This is a genomic window from Photorhabdus viridis, from assembly GCF_040256935.1.
GTDB lineage: Bacteria > Pseudomonadota > Gammaproteobacteria > Enterobacterales > Enterobacteriaceae > Photorhabdus > Photorhabdus viridis.
Genome location: NZ_JBEJZY010000005.1, coordinates 20,513 through 36,883, shown reverse-complemented (window position 1 = coordinate 36,883; position 16,371 = coordinate 20,513). Strand labels below are relative to the sequence as shown.

At 35.4% G+C, this 16,371-nt stretch carries 9 protein-coding genes, 4 tRNA genes and 1 pseudogene; 7 read left to right on the top strand and 7 right to left on the bottom strand.

Going from position 1 to position 16,371, the window contains the following annotated elements:
- Positions 1–54: 54 nt before the first annotated feature.
- Positions 55–1,638 (bottom strand): competence protein CoiA family protein, encoded by a 1,584-nt coding sequence (locus ABR397_RS02890; protein ID WP_350304389.1) that lies wholly within the window; start codon positions 1,636–1,638, stop codon positions 55–57.
- 728 nt (positions 1,639–2,366) lie between these two features.
- On the opposite strand from ABR397_RS02890, the gene ABR397_RS02885 reads away from it, so the two are divergent.
- Positions 2,367–3,452: a DUF4297 domain-containing protein gene (locus ABR397_RS02885; protein WP_350304388.1), complete on the top strand. Its 1,086-nt coding sequence runs from the start codon at positions 2,367–2,369 to the stop codon at positions 3,450–3,452.
- 140 nt (positions 3,453–3,592) lie between these two features.
- The gene (locus tag ABR397_RS02880) at positions 3,593–5,245 is read left to right on the top strand and encodes a hypothetical protein (RefSeq protein ID WP_350304387.1); all 1,653 of its coding nucleotides are present in this window, start codon (positions 3,593–3,595) and stop codon (positions 5,243–5,245) included.
- Between the two features lie 83 nt (positions 5,246–5,328).
- Here the strand turns inward: ABR397_RS02880 and ABR397_RS02875 are convergent.
- From ABR397_RS02875 to ABR397_RS02860, 4 genes and pseudogenes are all read right to left on the bottom strand, one after another.
- A pseudogene (locus tag ABR397_RS02875) lies at positions 5,329–6,613 on the bottom strand (tyrosine-type recombinase/integrase).
- A gap of 180 nt (positions 6,614–6,793) precedes the next feature.
- Positions 6,794–6,869, bottom strand: a tRNA-Asn gene (locus ABR397_RS02870).
- A 247-nt stretch (positions 6,870–7,116) separates the two neighbouring features.
- Positions 7,117–7,192: transfer RNA gene (locus ABR397_RS02865), tRNA-Asn, on the bottom strand.
- A gap of 240 nt (positions 7,193–7,432) precedes the next feature.
- Positions 7,433–7,508, bottom strand: a tRNA-Asn gene (locus ABR397_RS02860).
- A gap of 745 nt (positions 7,509–8,253) precedes the next feature.
- Here ABR397_RS02860 and ABR397_RS02855 point away from each other — a divergent pair.
- Complete coding sequence (locus ABR397_RS02855) at positions 8,254–9,324, top strand: hypothetical protein (RefSeq protein ID WP_350304386.1); 1,071 nt, start codon at positions 8,254–8,256, stop codon at positions 9,322–9,324.
- Positions 9,325–9,447: 123 nt separating this feature from the next.
- Here the strand turns inward: ABR397_RS02855 and ABR397_RS02850 are convergent.
- Both ABR397_RS02850 and ABR397_RS02845 read right to left on the bottom strand, forming a co-directional pair.
- A tRNA-Asn gene (locus tag ABR397_RS02850) sits at positions 9,448–9,523 on the bottom strand.
- A gap of 121 nt (positions 9,524–9,644) precedes the next feature.
- Positions 9,645–10,160, bottom strand: coding sequence for a YlaC family protein (locus tag ABR397_RS02845; protein ID WP_350304385.1), 516 nt, complete (start codon positions 10,158–10,160; stop codon positions 9,645–9,647).
- A gap of 479 nt (positions 10,161–10,639) precedes the next feature.
- Between ABR397_RS02845 and cspE the strand changes: the two genes are divergently transcribed.
- From cspE to flhC, 4 genes are all read left to right on the top strand, one after another.
- A complete protein-coding gene (cspE, locus tag ABR397_RS02840; protein ID WP_010847246.1) occupies positions 10,640–10,852 on the top strand; it encodes a transcription antiterminator/RNA stability regulator CspE in 213 nt (70 codons plus the stop codon).
- Positions 10,853–11,307: 455 nt separating this feature from the next.
- A complete protein-coding gene (locus ABR397_RS02835) occupies positions 11,308–12,000 on the top strand; it encodes an MgtC family protein (RefSeq protein ID WP_350304383.1) in 693 nt (230 codons plus the stop codon).
- Positions 12,001–15,353: 3,353 nt separating this feature from the next.
- On the top strand, positions 15,354–15,704 hold the full coding sequence (gene flhD / locus ABR397_RS02830; protein WP_054475700.1) for a flagellar transcriptional regulator FlhD: 351 nt from the start codon (positions 15,354–15,356) through the stop codon (positions 15,702–15,704).
- A 3-nt stretch (positions 15,705–15,707) separates the two neighbouring features.
- Entirely contained in the window at positions 15,708–16,289 is a 582-nt protein-coding gene (gene flhC, locus ABR397_RS02825; protein ID WP_350304382.1) for a flagellar transcriptional regulator FlhC, read from the top strand.
- Positions 16,290–16,371: the final 82 nt, after the last annotated feature.

Genomic DNA, 16,371 nt, shown 5'->3' with positions numbered 1-16,371 from the left:
TTGTTATCCTTTTCATGGGTTTTATCTGGCAGGGATCTTTTCTTCGATTGACAGTTAATCTATGCTTTGAAGAAACAATTGTCGCAATGGTGTTTCTTTAATGACAATATCACCTTTCACAGTCAAAATACTTCTTTCGATTAAAGGTCGTAGAACCTCAAGGATTATATGCCTTCTAAAAATAAGATGGCGATGAGGTAATTGAATGGTTTTCTTATTGGCAATTGCTTCTGCTTCTAAAGATATAAACTCAGGATCGAGTGGCAGGATGTTACTCATTTCATCAAATATGTTATAAACTGTAATGCTGCTTCCATTTGATAAATTATCTATTATATTAAGCATGATGCTTATTACTAAAATTGACCATCTCTGGAACATCCAAAGGCTGGGTGATTCTTTCATTTCTTTGAGCATTTTAGGTAATTTTGGCCACTTCCTCTGTGTACTTGGTGTAAATAGATCATTGCTTATAAGCCATTGACTCCATATGTTATAGTCTCTATTGAAGAGTTCATCTGTCATGTCTAAATACTCATGTGAGCGATTTTTTAATCTATTGGTCATATAAATTGTTAGGGATTTCATATGTATATTTTCTTTACAGGTTTTAATGAACTGAGACCGTACTCGTGTTTTTTCTTTTTCAAGTGATGGATATTTCAACCAGCGCCATTGAGGTTTGTTACTATCTTCAGGATAGAATCTTATAATTACACTTCCATCAAAATCATCCATTAGATTCAAATCAAATTCATTTAGTAAATATATTATCCATATATGAAATTCTTTCCCTTTATGCAAGGCGTCTCCACGTAAGATAAAACAACCATCGTTTTTTTGTATAAGCGATAGTTTATCAACGGCACGATTCTTCTTTGCGTACAGGCAGAAGCTTTCAGTAAAAATCTCATTAGATTCTTCATAAGTTATACTCTCATGAATACTTGGCAGGAATATGGTTTTATTTTTCATTGTTTTGTTGATTGAATTTAGTGTGTTTTTTAATCTTCTTGAACGTCTTTCATTTATTTCTTTTTCGACAGCTAAATCATGACATTCAATCGCTTTAATACACTCTGAGTAATAAAACCATTCATTGGGAACTTGATTGTTTTTAATGCGTTGATACCATTCTTCTATCTCGATATCCTCAGAGTATTCAAACACTAACTCTACTGAATTTATTTTGTTATTTTTAAAATAACGTATCTTTTCAGGCTCGCATTTGTGTGTTACACAGATCTCCACGATGTATAATCCAGTGTCTGTATTAAGGCAGACATCTGACACATAGTTTCCAATTCTTTGTTCTAAGGTTGCGGATAGTATTTTGGTATTTATCAGTGGTGTTTTTAGCGTTTCGTTCTTATACGCAAAAGTCATTTGTGGTATTGTTAATATATCTAAGCCAAGAAAAAAATGTTGCATTGCTAAATGCAACTGTGTCATTCGGCAAGCACGATTCTCGATAAGATTTCTATGTGCGAAATGATGTTTTTTTAATTTCCCACCATTACGAGCAATTAATTCATCATTACATGATTTACATATGCAATTACACTTAGCTCCATTAGGAACATCATCAATATGGATGATCTGTTTTGTTTCTTTTTCCACTGCATATTCAATGATCAATACAAACTCCATCTCTTTACTATGACTGACGTGTCTAGATTAAATCCTTGTATTGAATATGTCTACTGTATAAGGCAACGTAATCCTTAGCTTTCAGGTCGTTATTTGCTGCGAGCAAATTGAGATAGCATGACCATGTCATTAATATTGGCACCTAAATAGCTGTGCGGGATTGTAATCCATTTATAGCGTAAGGCTTTGGTGCTGTTTTCTCTGTCTGCCACGCTGTATCAGGTCTACGATGTATGCCTTTACGCAACATGTTACATGCCAGTCAGCGTAAGTGTAGTGGTATTAGATACAGCTATTTAGATAACAAATCCACCACTGCAACATCAGAAGGAGCTGATCAAGATGTTTGCCTAAGAGTATAAGTAATGTGGACGCTGTCGTCTTACTTATGGCATATCTGAATGACTTTTGCTTTTCATATAACCATATTGCATAATGAATTGCCTGTTGACCTGTCAATGCCACCATATAACCATCAATATTGATTCCTGATAGTCATTATCATTGTCTTTATCACTCGATTACCGACATGAGCATGAGATGCTGGTAGCATATGTTGAAAAAAATGCTGGTTCTGTTTATCTGCAATGCTCTGTGCTGTGATAGCTCTACTTCAGAACGGGCTAAGACCACGATTTTATAGACTTTTTGCCCTTCCTAAATTAGATTGGTTAGAAAAGTCAGTAGCGATTCCTTAAGTAAAGGTGGGGTTTTCAATGGAACGTAATGTTTTGGGTCATGCTCAAAGAGAAATTTCAGGAGCAACCACATTTGGAAAATATGATTTTCAATATCATTGGGCTCTATGCAGAATAATTGAAAAGCATAAATCAAATTCTGACTATGCATTATTGATCGAATATCATGAGGATGTCGTTATCGCAGACTCATTGTATGGAAGTTCGGCAAAATTTGAATTTTTTCAAGTAAAGAACACTGGAAAACCTTTCACTTCTGACGCCTTAACCAAACGAGAGCAAGGTGCTGAGGGAGCTAAGAGTTCCATTCTCGGTAAGCTATTAAGCTCATGTATTGGTACAGACTATGAAGCACGAATTACGGAAATAGGTCTTGTGTCCTCCAGTGGTTTCTCATTTGAACAAAGAGATAAGAAGTTAAAATTAGACGTTATAACTTCAGGTGATCTTAGTGTGGATTGCTTGTCGGGGTTAACTGGAAAATTAAAGGATGAGCTTGGAATATCTCTCTTGCCAGAAAATCTAAAGTTTATTGTTCCAAAAATAAAATTAGAGAACCAAGAAGAGTTTGTCATTGGTAGATTTGCTGAATTAGTAAATGAAATATTTCCAAATAGTCATTGCAATGCCGTTAATATTTATAGAGCAATAATCGATGAAATTCATCGCAAAGGACAGAATAGTTACGATTTTACTGTTTGGGAGAAAATGGTTGAGGATAAATCTCTAACATCTCATAAGGTAAAGGATGTTATAGCTGTTAATACAACAAGCCCAAAATTTGAAGACTTTGAGAAAGACTTTGAGTACTTAGCTAAAAATGACATGAAATGGAACACCTTAACTTATCGGAAGATTAATAAAAAAATAAAACAACTTTTCTTGCGCCGAACCGGACATTCGTCGGCTTTTGATATGAATATAATGAGAATAGTCCAGCAGGCGCTAAGTAGTGTCTCTGAAGAAGACTTTACAGAAACCCGTGATTACATTGAGTCAGTTATTGTAAAAGCTCAAGAGCTTAATATTGAAGATCAAGTGCCAGAATATGACGATATATTATGCGAGGTAATTTATAGCTTTTTAAAGGTGATGCATGAATAATATTGTAAGCAATAAAGATAACTATAAATTATTAATTCGGAATTTAAGGAACAAGAAAAATGAGAAACTTGACATTTCAACGATTAGTTCTGATATCAGATTCGAAAAGACTTGCGAATCAGTTCTCGTTCCAGAAAAGATTGAATTTAATTACCGGAAAAGATAATAGTATTGGCAAGTCCACTCTAGCAAAAAGTTTACTGTGGTCTTTAGGATGCGATCCTGTTTTCGATGAAGAATGGAAATCAAATGACATCAAATCCATTTTATACTTTACTATAAATAACAAAGAGTATTTTTCATGTCGTGGAACCCACTCAATAATTTTGGGAGCTATCGGCGATGAAGCTCAAAGATATATAAATATAACTGGTGATTTTTCGAAAGATTTCTCGGATCTCGTCAATTTCAAAATGAAGCTTCCTAATCGTGGTGATGGAAACTTAGAGACACCTCCTCCAGCATATTATTTTTTACCATTCTATATTGACCAGATAAAAAGCTGGAGTTCACCTTGGAATTCATTCGAGAACTTAGGGCAATATTCCAACTGGAAAGTTCCATTAATCAAATATTTTACTGGTTATCTTAAGCCTGAGCATTTTGATATTGAGGAAAATATTTATGAATATAGTGAAATCAAAAAAGAATCAGCACATAAAATAGAAAAATTTCAAAGCGCGGTTGAAGTTATAGTTGATAACTCGGTTGATTCGCCTATAGCTTTAGATAATGATGACTTCATTAAGATTCAGAATGAAATAAAAAATGAACTTTATGACTTGATCGATTACCAAACAAGACTTTATGATGCTCAGGCTACTATCACCTCAAATATTTACGATCTCGAAAGTCAGTATGCGTTAGCCATTACTTCTGCAAATGAACTCGAGGAAGATTATAAGTTTGCGGTAGAATCCATACCTACTGACAATTTAGAGTGTCCATTGTGTGGCACTCTTCATGATAACTCACTACCTAACAGAGCGTTGCTTCTTTCAGAAAAGGATTCATTGCTTAATGAGGCAAATTCAATAGCATCTAAAATAGCGGAACTCAATTCTTCATTGAACTCATTAAATGATGACGCTCAGTTTATTACTAACGAAATCGATAGGATAAATAAGAAATACATTACAGACGACGATGCAGTTGAAAAATATCTCATTGCTCAAGTAATTAATACCATATCTACTGAAAACGTTTCAAAAAATATTCAAATTAAAATCAATAATGAAGACCTTAACATCAACAAGGCCAACAGTTCCATCAAGGAATTAAAAAAAGACCAGAAAAAACTTCTTTCTACCAAAGAAAGGGATGAACTGAATTCGTCCTTTATGTCCAAACTGTTGGCAAATATTGAAGCACTAGGTTCGACAGGGATAAATCTTAGCAAAGTTAAATCACCCACTGATTATAAACAGTTGCTTGGTGGTGGTGCTGCTGAGGCTGCTAGGGGACTACTTGCTTATCAACTCTCTATACTACAACAAATTCATGGCGCTAAATCTTGCGTAGTGCCTCCTTTCGTTATCGATACACCCAACCAGCAGGAACAGGCGGGATACCGTTATGAAACTGTTATTAAAGAATTAATGCGTAGTGTTCCTCAGGATTATCAAATAATACTATGTGCAATGGAAAATGATGCGTTAAATGAATTTAAACATGATGCTAATGTTATTGAGTTAAATTCAAATAGACTTCTAACTGCTTCACAATATAATTCTTTGAGGTCTGAATATAAATATCTTCAGTCAATGATTACAGGTCAAAGTGAGAAGGAATAAATAAGGTTAGCCACTTAATCTTCATTTTAGATAATAAAAAATAGGGGTAAAGTATGGTGAAAGGCCATCCTTGGCCTCTATTGTTATCTTCTTTGAGCAAATTCAAACGGCCTAACCATACCGTTGTTGTTCGCATCCAGATAATCAGCCCACCACTGGAGCATCAGGCGGCGCTGGTCAAGGTGCTTGGCCTTGTGGGTACTTGTGGGTATAAGCAGCACGGACGCTGTTGCTTTCCTTATGGCTCATTTGAAGCTCTACAGCGTCTTCTGACCACAAACCTGACTCAATTAAGGCACTACAGGCCAGCGTGCGAAAACCGTGTCCACAGATGTCCTGCTTCGTGTCATAGCCCATATTGCGAAGAGCTTTGTTGATGGTATTTTCGCTCATGGGCTTAAACGAGTCATAACAGCCAGTAAAGATTAATCCATCATCATGGCCTTCTTCATAAGTCAGTTGTCGGATCTCTTTCAGTATCTTCATAGCTTGATTACAGAGAGGGACGAAGTGCTTACGCTTCATTTTTGCACCACGAGTCGAATGTTTGACGTTTTCAATCGCTTCACGCTGTTCGGGTATCACCCATAACTTACTTTTGAAATCAATTTCTGACCAGCGAGCGAAACGAAGCTCACTGGAGCGAATGAAAATCATCAGATTGAGCTGAATAGCCAGTATGGTTAACCTGCGACCTTTGTATTCGGCAATTTTTTTCAGTAGTTGGGGTATTTCTTCCAGCTCCAGTGCAGGGCGGTGTTCAGTCTGAGGTTTCTGAACAGCACCTTCCATATCATAGGCAGGGTTATGGCGTATGAGTTTCTGCTGAACAGCATGACGAAGGATCGCCGTAATGTATTGTTGAATGCGCATGGCAACTTCAAGATAACTAAGCGCTTCAACCTTTTTGACTGGGACCAGCAGATCCCCCGTATCCAGTTCGGCAACATCTTTATCGCCAATTGTCGGGAAGACATATGTTTCAAGGCGCTTCCATACGGAGTCACCATAATCTTTTGACCATTTTGTTTTCGTGGAGAACCAAGCTTTAGTCACTACAGCAAAGGTGCGTGTCTTATCACGCTTGGCCTTTAGCTCTTTAACCTCGGCCTGTTTCTTTGCATTAGGGTCAATGCCCTGAGCAAGAAGCCTTCTGGCCTCATCACGGCGTTGTCTTGCGTCAGAAAGAGAAACAGCAGGGTAAACACCTATGGAGAAGATTTTTTGCTTCCCGTCGAAGCGGTAAGCCATTTGCCAGTATTTGGAACCTTTAGGGGTAACGCGAAGGAACATGCCAAAGCCATCGGTCAGCTTGTATTCCTTCTCAAGGGGTTTTGCATTTTTTGCTTTAATATCAGTCAGTGACATGAAAATACCCCCTCGATTGTTGGTAAAAGGCAAATCGAACCAGCATTACCAGCATTTTTACCATCAAAATGATATGGCTTCGAGTGGTTTTTAGTGAACGAGAGTGAACGACTGAAGAGGGATAACCAACTGATAGAAATGCAGAAAGCAGACGTTAGTGAACGTCTGCTTTCCTTAAATTGGCTCCTCCAACTGGACTCGAACCAGTGACATACGGATTAACAGTCCGCCGTTCTACCGACTGAACTATGGAGGAACTCTTTCACAACGGGGCGAATATTAGCGGTACACTTTTGCTTTGTCAAAGTAGAAAGCAACAAATCGTGATTGTTTGCTGGTAAACTGAACTTGTTGGTTTGTTTTTATTCTAAATAATGGTTATTTGATGGAATTATATGCTATAAGAGTGGGCTGGATAGCGTGATTGTGTTGGTGAGACGATGTCAGATAATTGGCGAAATCAGAAAAGCAAAAAACCCGCATTAAGCGGGTTTTTCTTAATTTGGCTCCTCCAACTGGACTTGAACCAGTGACATACGGATTAACAGTCCGCCGTTCTACCGACTGAACTATGGAGGAATTGCTTCACAACGGGGCGAATATTATCGGTATACTTTTGCTTTGTCAAAGCAGAAAACAACAAATAAGGTTTGTTTGCTGGCAAACTGAACTTATTGCTCTGTATTTATGCTGAATGAAGGTTATTTGCTGGAACTGTATACTATGGAAGTCGGTTGATTAGGATTATAAATGTTACGTTGTAAGTGGAGAATGGAATCAGAAATGCAAAAAGCCCGCATTAAGCGGGCTTTTCTAATTTGGCTCCTCCAACTGGACTCGAACCAGTGACATACGGATTAACAGTCCGCCGTTCTACCGACTGAACTATGGAGGAATTGTTCCTGAGAACGAGACGAATGATAGCTGGGTATTTTGGGCTTGTCAAAGGGGAAAAGTAAAAATTGAGTTTGATTGATTAACTGGTGTTCAAAATGATGTTTTTTGCTATTTTCTAGTCAATTAAATTTTCCAGTTCAGGAAATACAAGAATTAACTAATATCTACCTACGATAATTGAATAGTGGAAATATTATCTGTTTTTTTATTTATAAAATAATTGATTATGAGCATTAAAAATATAAGAAAATATATATTAAGTAACTTTATTTTAATGTTGCTTATAGGGTTTTGATATTTGATAATATTTTTCCTATTTTATTTATTTTAACAGGTCACTTATTGTCTTTTGATATTTATTAGTGAGTTTGCTTGTCTATAATGCTTAATTGAAAAAGTAATTTGTTCTCTGGCCTCCAATTTGTAAAGTATGGTATTTGTCGAGGCTGAAACAGATGTAAAAGAGCTCGCCATTGATAATGAAATTTTATTCACCGCAAACATGCTAAGATATTTTCAATTTAGTAATAGATTAAAGTTAATATATAAAATGCAATGGAAAAATAAAATCCATTTCATAAAAAAATATTACGAAATTGAATAAATAAAAGTTGATTGTTATAAAATAAAACTATTATGAAGGAGGTGAAAATAACTCTAAATATAAAGTCAGTAGATAATATTTCTCCCGAAAAGAGTGGCTAATTTTCTGGTGATTTCTATAAAACAAATGAGGAAAAGTCATGAAGTTTTCAATTAATACTGATGTAACTAATTGGGTTTCACATAAAGATTGGTTTAACGTTCCATTACGATTATTTGTAGTTCCAAAGGATGATAACTCGACATCATTAGGTGATTACAAATGTAAAATTGTAGTGAATGGCTTGAATGAGGATGAATATGAAATTGTAAATAATAATAACATGTTCGATCCTGTCAGTAGAGCATCTGAAATATTGGTAAAAATCAAAACAGATCAAAAGAGTAATGCTACAGTCAAATTTGTCGCTGAAGTAACAGATGCTAGTGGCAGTGTAGTCGCAGAAGCTGTTCTGGATCGATTCAAGCTGAAATCAGCAGGGTTGGCAGCACCTATATATCCGGCAAATTATGATAATGTCATTGACAGTGGTGATATAAGAGCAGGCGTTAAAGTACTGTTTGCTGATTCGAATATTTTAAACAAGCATGAACTGAAATTTATTTTTGATGGTAATGTTGAAGTTGTTCCAAGTGTACAAGATAGTAATGATATCCGTAGCTTATCTGTAAAGAATTCTCTTCTTACTGCCGGTAAACACGATAGTGTTTATTATACTATTAGCGAAAGCGGTAGCGCTAAATTCTCTACTGTTCAACATGTACTTGTAAAGCTTGATGAAGGCTCTGGAACAGTGCAGGTTCGTCGTGATCTGGAAGTGCCTTATATTGATGAATATGATGAGAGCAGGGGCCGGCCAATTGGTGAGAGTATTATTGATTATGATATCAATATTATGGTCAGAGATATTAAACTTAAAGATAAGGTATTGAAAGAAGGTACAGTTCACATTAAAGGGTATTCTGCTGATAATCAAGATGCAGGAGAGATATTATTAAAGATAGAGTCTTTAAGTGGTGATGAAAATAATGTTTTCCGTTTAGCTGTAATTAATCCTGAAGGAAATGCTGATGGTCAGCTGGGTGGTATTAATTTCTTCAATTATATAGGTAATGGTCAGGTAAGAATTCATTACGAATTATCATTTGTTAGTGAAGTAAACATACTACATAAATCTAAAGAAAGAGTTTATAAAGTCGTTCTGGATTAATCAGGCAGGTATTCCTAGATGTGCTGTTGCATACAAAAAAAGCCCAATTTCCATTGGGCTTTTTGCAGATTCTTTATCTGATAAACGTCGGAAATTCTTTGCAGTATCTCCAGACTTGAAATTTGGCTCCTCCAACTGGACTTGAACCAGTGACATACGGATTAACAGTCCGCCGTTCTACCGACTGAACTATGGAGGAATCGTTCCTGAGAATGCGGCCAATATTAGCGATGAACTGAAACCCTGTCAACGCAAAAAATCTTATCGGTTTATTGTTTGATCGCTATATAGGCGTATTGTATTATAACTGCGCTATTTTGTTAAAGCTGAGTACTCTTATTCATCATTGGCAATGATGTTGCTGCATGCGATTGCTCAGGGAACGCCATGATATAAACATCATAAAAATGTATTTCACCTTTTATTTGTATAATACGTTTGATTTCATCCTTTATTGCCAGCGGAACACGAGGGTGGAGATGGAGCTCTTTGATTGCTTGGTCTGAGATTCTTTCGCTGATGAACCATTCGCCGTTGTAACATACCCGTAGATCAAGCACACCGATATCATCAAATCGATATACGGGCTTAATTTCGAATAATAAAATAGCCGCCATGACAATGAAAAGTACGGTGCAGGCTAGCAATGAAAGTAAACCAAAGTATGGGGCGTACCAGATAAGCGCAGTGAGCGTCAGGTAGGATATGAGCATAGCCAGGCAAAGGTAAGGATGGTTGCTGATAAACTGGTTGTTGAAACGAAGTTTGCCATCACGCTGTTCTTCAATGTTGATTCGTTCAAGATCCTGAATCAGTATCTGCTTAATGATATTCATATGTTGACCTGATTAAATGAAGAGAAAGTGAAATATTTTCATAGCTATCGGTCCTTAAGGTTAGCATGAGAGAGACGAACTGACGTAGAGCAGTTGTTTTATTTTAATCTGCCAACTGTTATTGATTGAGATTAATATTACTGCTTTCATTAAGATAAAGATTGAATAAATCAAAAAAATTTATAATTAATGACTTTATTTTTTATATCATTGTTCTAATAATGAGCGTAAACGTTTTTTTTAAAACACGAATGCATAAAAAGGTTGCTATTCTTTTTCTATCATGAGTTAATGCAGCCGGCCTGATAAACAGACCTACTTTATGTACGACATCTTGAGTTAATGAGTTATGTGTAAGTGTTATCCTCAGATAGCCTTTGTTGACCGTTTCCTTCTTAGTGCCTCCATAAGTAATAGCTGATAACTGGCCAGTACATGCCCATGTTGGCAAAATTTTTTTGATATATAGGAAAGTCACAATGTCTGACAAAATGAAAGGTCAAGTGAAGTGGTTCAACGAGTCTAAAGGCTTCGGTTTCATCACCCCAGCTGACGGTAGCAAAGACGTATTCGTTCACTTCTCTGCCATTCAGGGTAACGGTTTCAAAACTTTGGCAGAAGGCCAGAACGTAGAATTCACCATTGAAAATGGTGCTAAAGGCCCAGCAGCAGCAAACGTAACTGCTATCTGATTGCCTGAATGATTTTTAAGTCTGTCATTGTTTTATATAGTGGCGGACTTTTTCTTTGTTAGAGTAATATCCTTGTTTACTTATTAATTGCTTCTGGTTATAATTCGTACAAATTTTATTGGGGAGATTAGCGTCATTGGACAGTCAAAGTTTTTGGTTAAATAAAAAATAAGACGGCAAGCTGTTCATTTCCTTCCGATTTGCTGCTTGCTGAACAGGCGGGCGGTACCACTCAAAATATCTGAGCTGTACTTACTCAAAGACGGTATTATCCGGTACTCAGTGGAGTTGCTGAGGATAGTATATTGGGTTTTCTATTATGCTGTTATATATTTACATTTTGTTACCTCCAGGCATGTACAGAAAATAACGCTGAATTAAACATTCGGCACAAATTTCTGTGTGCAAAATAAATGCACATGATTATTTATCCATTGAGTTGTATGGAGAATGTCATGTTAATAACTCCTTTTGTCTTTCATTTATTATCAGCTATGTGCTTTGGTGCGTTAATTGGTGCTGAACGTCAATGGCGTCAACGTATGGCGGGTTTAAGAACTAATGCATTAGTTGCGACCGGAGCAGCTGTTTTTATACTCAGTTCAATAACAACTTCACCAGATAGTGCTGGTCGTATTGCTGCACAGGTTGTTTCAGGAATTGGTTTCCTCGGTGCCGGTGTCATTATGCGAGAAGGAATGAATATTCGTGGATTAAATACCGCAGCAACTTTGTGGTGTTCCGCGGGAATTGGTGTGTTATGTGGCCTTGGGCAGTATTGGCTGGCTGCGGTAGCTACAGCGATTATTCTTTGCGCAAATATATTGTTACGTGAGGCTGCTCAACGTATTAATTTACAACCTAGGCAACAGGCCATTGATCAGGTACAGAGTTATAAAATTCATGTAGTGTGTGATAGTAATGATGGGATTTTGGTAAGAACATTAGTGTTACAGGCTCTCAATGGAGTTGCCGTGAGGCTACGATCACTGAGTTTCACTGATATGATCCAACCTGGAAAACTTGAAGTATGTGCTGAAGTATTGGCAACATCCTCTGAGCAAAAAGAGATAGAAGCGATTGTTTGTCGTATGAGTTTAGAAAAAAGCGTTAGCTCAATAAATTGGAAAATTGCTTCTGAGCTATAAGTCTAAAAATTATTTGTATAAAACAACAATAATTTTGTTCGATAGAGAGTTATGGCTGACTTTTCATCATGTAAAACAAACAGAGCGTTGCCTGTAGCATGTTTTTTCAGCCAGGTAACGCAGTACAAGGGGGACAACACCGAGTTGGTTGCAAATTCGTTTTATATGGATAATAGTTTTTTTGGGGTATTATATATTGATGGTTTTATTAGGTTGGATGGTAGTTAAATTCGGTGTTTTTTACCATAGCAATTATCATCTAATTAACTATTGAGGTGTTGCTGATGATTGTCATTCTAACATCAAGTTTGATCGGATAAATCTGATATAGGTATCGTACGCGGATACAGAAAAATTGATGAGTTGCCATTTTATTTTGTTCGGCATCGGTTGCCTATTACTGCTCAGAACTCTCAGTGGAAATATTATTTCACTTGCAAAAGTGAGGTAGAAGAATGATCTAAGTTTGTTCTTATATAAGAGTAAAATAGATAATAATTCTGCTTGATGAAGTATGCTGTGAAAAAATAATGATAGTAGCTAATGGTTATCATTGGGCAAGATTTCAGTGTATTAGTTTAGCAGTTCGATATTTGTCCGATGATAAAGTAAAAACACTTGCTGCCTTTTGATGGTGAAAGAGCCGTGATATTACAAGAATGACTAACTCTTTTTGCTCCCGCAGAGAAGAAAGCCACCTTTACTATTTTTGTATTAAGAGAGGGTGGTGGGACAGTAAAAGTTCTTACCGAAGATAATTCTGTTATTACTGTCATGGTTTGTCATGATGTAGGATTAGATTTCGAAGTTATTTTAATAGCTCAACAAACTGAGCTGGTAGGTGTTGGAATCCTGGGAAATGAAATAAGATCGGTATTTAGTAAACGGAGGCGTTGTAAAAATCCCTTGTTAACAAGAGCCGGTATACAGAAGGTTTACCTGGCAATGACGTTAATAAGGTTGTGGTATTGAGATACGTTGGTGTTGCAACAGGTACAGATATACAAAAAAAGTGATGGATATTTACCAGGCTTGAGAAAAATCTGCGGGCGTTAGACGAAGGATAGTTAAGGGAGATAGATACGAGGGAATATCATCAAGTGCTTGAATATAACGGTAAGTTCAGACGTTAGTAATGTTTTTTCAATGTGAATTGTCAGCGTTTTTATTCCATTTTTGCTGATGAAAAATATCCATTTACTAGTACAAGATTTGATATGTGATATTTCGTAGCTTTTTTTACGCTGAGATAAAATGAATAAAGAGTTTCAGGGAAAACCTTATCAATAAGGCAATAAAAATATTGGATATTTTATTGTATCGGCAGAACTGGTTTGTTTTCTTTTTTCTATTTAGATATATATGTCGATATAGGATTTTTTATAGTAAAAAATATTGTATATGGCGTTTTATTTAATCATAATTGGTGTATTAAATGGCAGGTGTGGTTTGTTTGTATTTTGCTCTCATGGAGGATGTCTTTTATCCAATATCCAAATCACAGCGGTATTTTCAGTATCATTGATTGCATAATTGATAATGATTCTCGATATCCATTTTATTCTTTTCTCATTTAATCAGTTAATGGGTTTAGAGTCTTTGCCCTAAGAATATTTTCTGTGGTTAGATGAGACTTTAATCAGTTGTTGCATTGTTTTCCATGCTTGGTGAGTGGTTATGGTTACTTGAAAAAATATAACTACTATTTATGTGGGAAAAAAATTGTTCATCTAAATAATATATTTTTCGTCTTTGATATAAAAATATTATGATATTTTCACTATCAATAGTTATTAATGATATTCTTTTGGTAAAAAATGGCTTTTATTTTACTGCTCTATTGCTATTAATTATTTTTGCGATAAATTTTAATCAATTTTTTTCTTGTGGAATTAATTATTTTATCCATGATTATCATTCGAATAATGGTATCTATAATGTGAATTAATGACGATCATATTTGTATTTTTTTACATATGAAAACAATATTTTTGGGATGGGGGTTGTAGATTTCATATGAAATAGTGGATGATGAAAAAAAGTTATTTTAATATTTGATTTATATTATGAGTTCATGAACATTGTAATAGTGTATTTTATTCATCTAAATATTAATTTGTGAATTATATTTTTGTTGAATTATATAATAAATTGTAATTGTATTCGTGATTGATATTTGATTTTTTATATATTTATGTTGATTAAAGATTTTATATTTGTAATAATATCTATTATAAATATTTAAAAGGTAAGATTAGATTAATAAATAATCTATTGTTTATTTAAAATGCCTAATGTTTCTAAAGAATATATATTGACTATGTGTAAGTTTGATTAATTAATAATTTTAAACATGAAAACTAAAGGTGAAAAAATAAAGTAATAAATAGGAGGGTCGTGCGTTTTTATTATATTATGAAATATGGGGTTTTGATAAGTTTTATTAATGATTTTTGCCATTTATTTGGTTGTCTGGAGTTAACATTATCCTGCTTTTTCTATTATCTTCATGCTGTGTATTGGTTGTTATTTGAGCAATAAAATCCTGCTGTAGTTGTTTTTTTATTCATTATCTTACTGTATTTTATGCTGTTTTTGTATGGTTGGTGTTATTTGTATATGGTGGTATGTGCTTTTAGTTAAGTCTTGTGGTTAAAGAAAGTACAAATCTAAACTAAAAGTGATCATACCGGTATCTTTTTTGCAACTAAATTTTACATAAAATTAATCTATTTTATCGTACAAATGGAGATGTCAGATCTTAGAATAAGATTATTTTTTACACCAATTACTCAGGTATATATCTGATTTTATAGTTGTAATTTCACTAAGGGAGGAGTTTTTTATCGTTATTTTGAGTATGTAAGTTTAATAGATCGTATAAAATCAAAAAATATACCTAATATTTTTATTTAGATAATTTAACTTATTAAAATTGGAAATTCGGATTTTATTTAATTGTTTGAGTAATTAATGATCAATTCATCGATTAAACACATATTAAAAGCCTTTGTTTTTGTGAGTCATGTCACATAGTATTTAAAATTGCGTTCTCTTTCCGTTGTATAAGTTGATGATTCAGGAGTAAAGTTGTTCTGCATTAAGAATATTCTTAATCGGTAGTAAAAATGTTATATCAGGTAACGCAATAATACTTTTGCAGCTCATTGCCGTAATATTTTTGAAGTTGGACGAATCAAAGGTAATACAAGGGATGGTTACTGCTCTGACTAAGCCTGTATATTTTAGTTATGTAAGAGATTATTAATCCCTAAGCTATTTTAGGAATTTTGTCACGAGTGGTTTTTCGAACACTTAACTGATTTTTTAATGTAATCGGACGGGATAGAGAAATGAGTACGGTTGAATTGCTCAAACATATTTATGACATAAATTTATCGTATCTGCTTTTAGCTCAGCGGTTAATTAACCATGAAAAAGCATCAGCGATGTTCCGTTTAGGTATTAGCGATTCTATGGCTGATACGTTGTCTGAATTGACATTACCTCAGTTGGTAAAGCTCGCCGAGACTAATCAATTAGTCTGTAATTTTCGGTTCGAAAACAGTGAAACTATTCAGCAGCTTACCAGGGAGTCTCGAGTGGATGATTTACAACAAATACACACAGGCATTTTGTTATCGACTCATCTGTTTCAGCAATTATCTTCGAAAGATGATACTTCAGTGAAAAAAAGAGCATAAGAGATGGCCGAGAAAAGTATAGTTCAAGAAGCTAAGGATATACATCTTGCGATGGAACTCATCACTTTAGGCGCACGGTTACAAATGCTTGAAAGTGAAACGCAATTAAGCAGAGGGCGGCTAATTAAGCTTTATAAAGAGTTGAGGGGAAGCCCTCCCCCTAAAGGGATGCTGCCTTTTTCAACAGATTGGTTTATGACTTGGGAACAGAATATTCATTCATCAATGTTCTATAATGCCTATCGTTTCTTACTTAAAAGCGGTTATTGCGATGGTGTGGAGGCGGTTGTTAAAGCTTATCGGCTCTATCTTGAACAATGCCCTCCCGTTGGAGGGGATACTCCTATTCTGGCGCTAACTCGCGCCTGGACTCTGGTACGTTTTGTAGACAGTGGCATGTTGCAACCTTCACAGTGCCGCACTTGTGGCGGAACTTTTATTACTCATGCCCATCAACCTGTGAACAGCTTTGTTTGTAGTCTTTGTCAACCGCCATCACGCGCCGTAAAAAAACGTAAACTTTCCTTTCAGCCTGCCGATAGTAATTCACAACTGCTGGATGGATTTGCTCAGCGCGCAATGTGAATTTAAATGGGAAAATCATTCCTACAGGTTACGGATTTGCACTTTTTTTCCTGTAACCTGTGTTGAAATTGCAACCATTCTG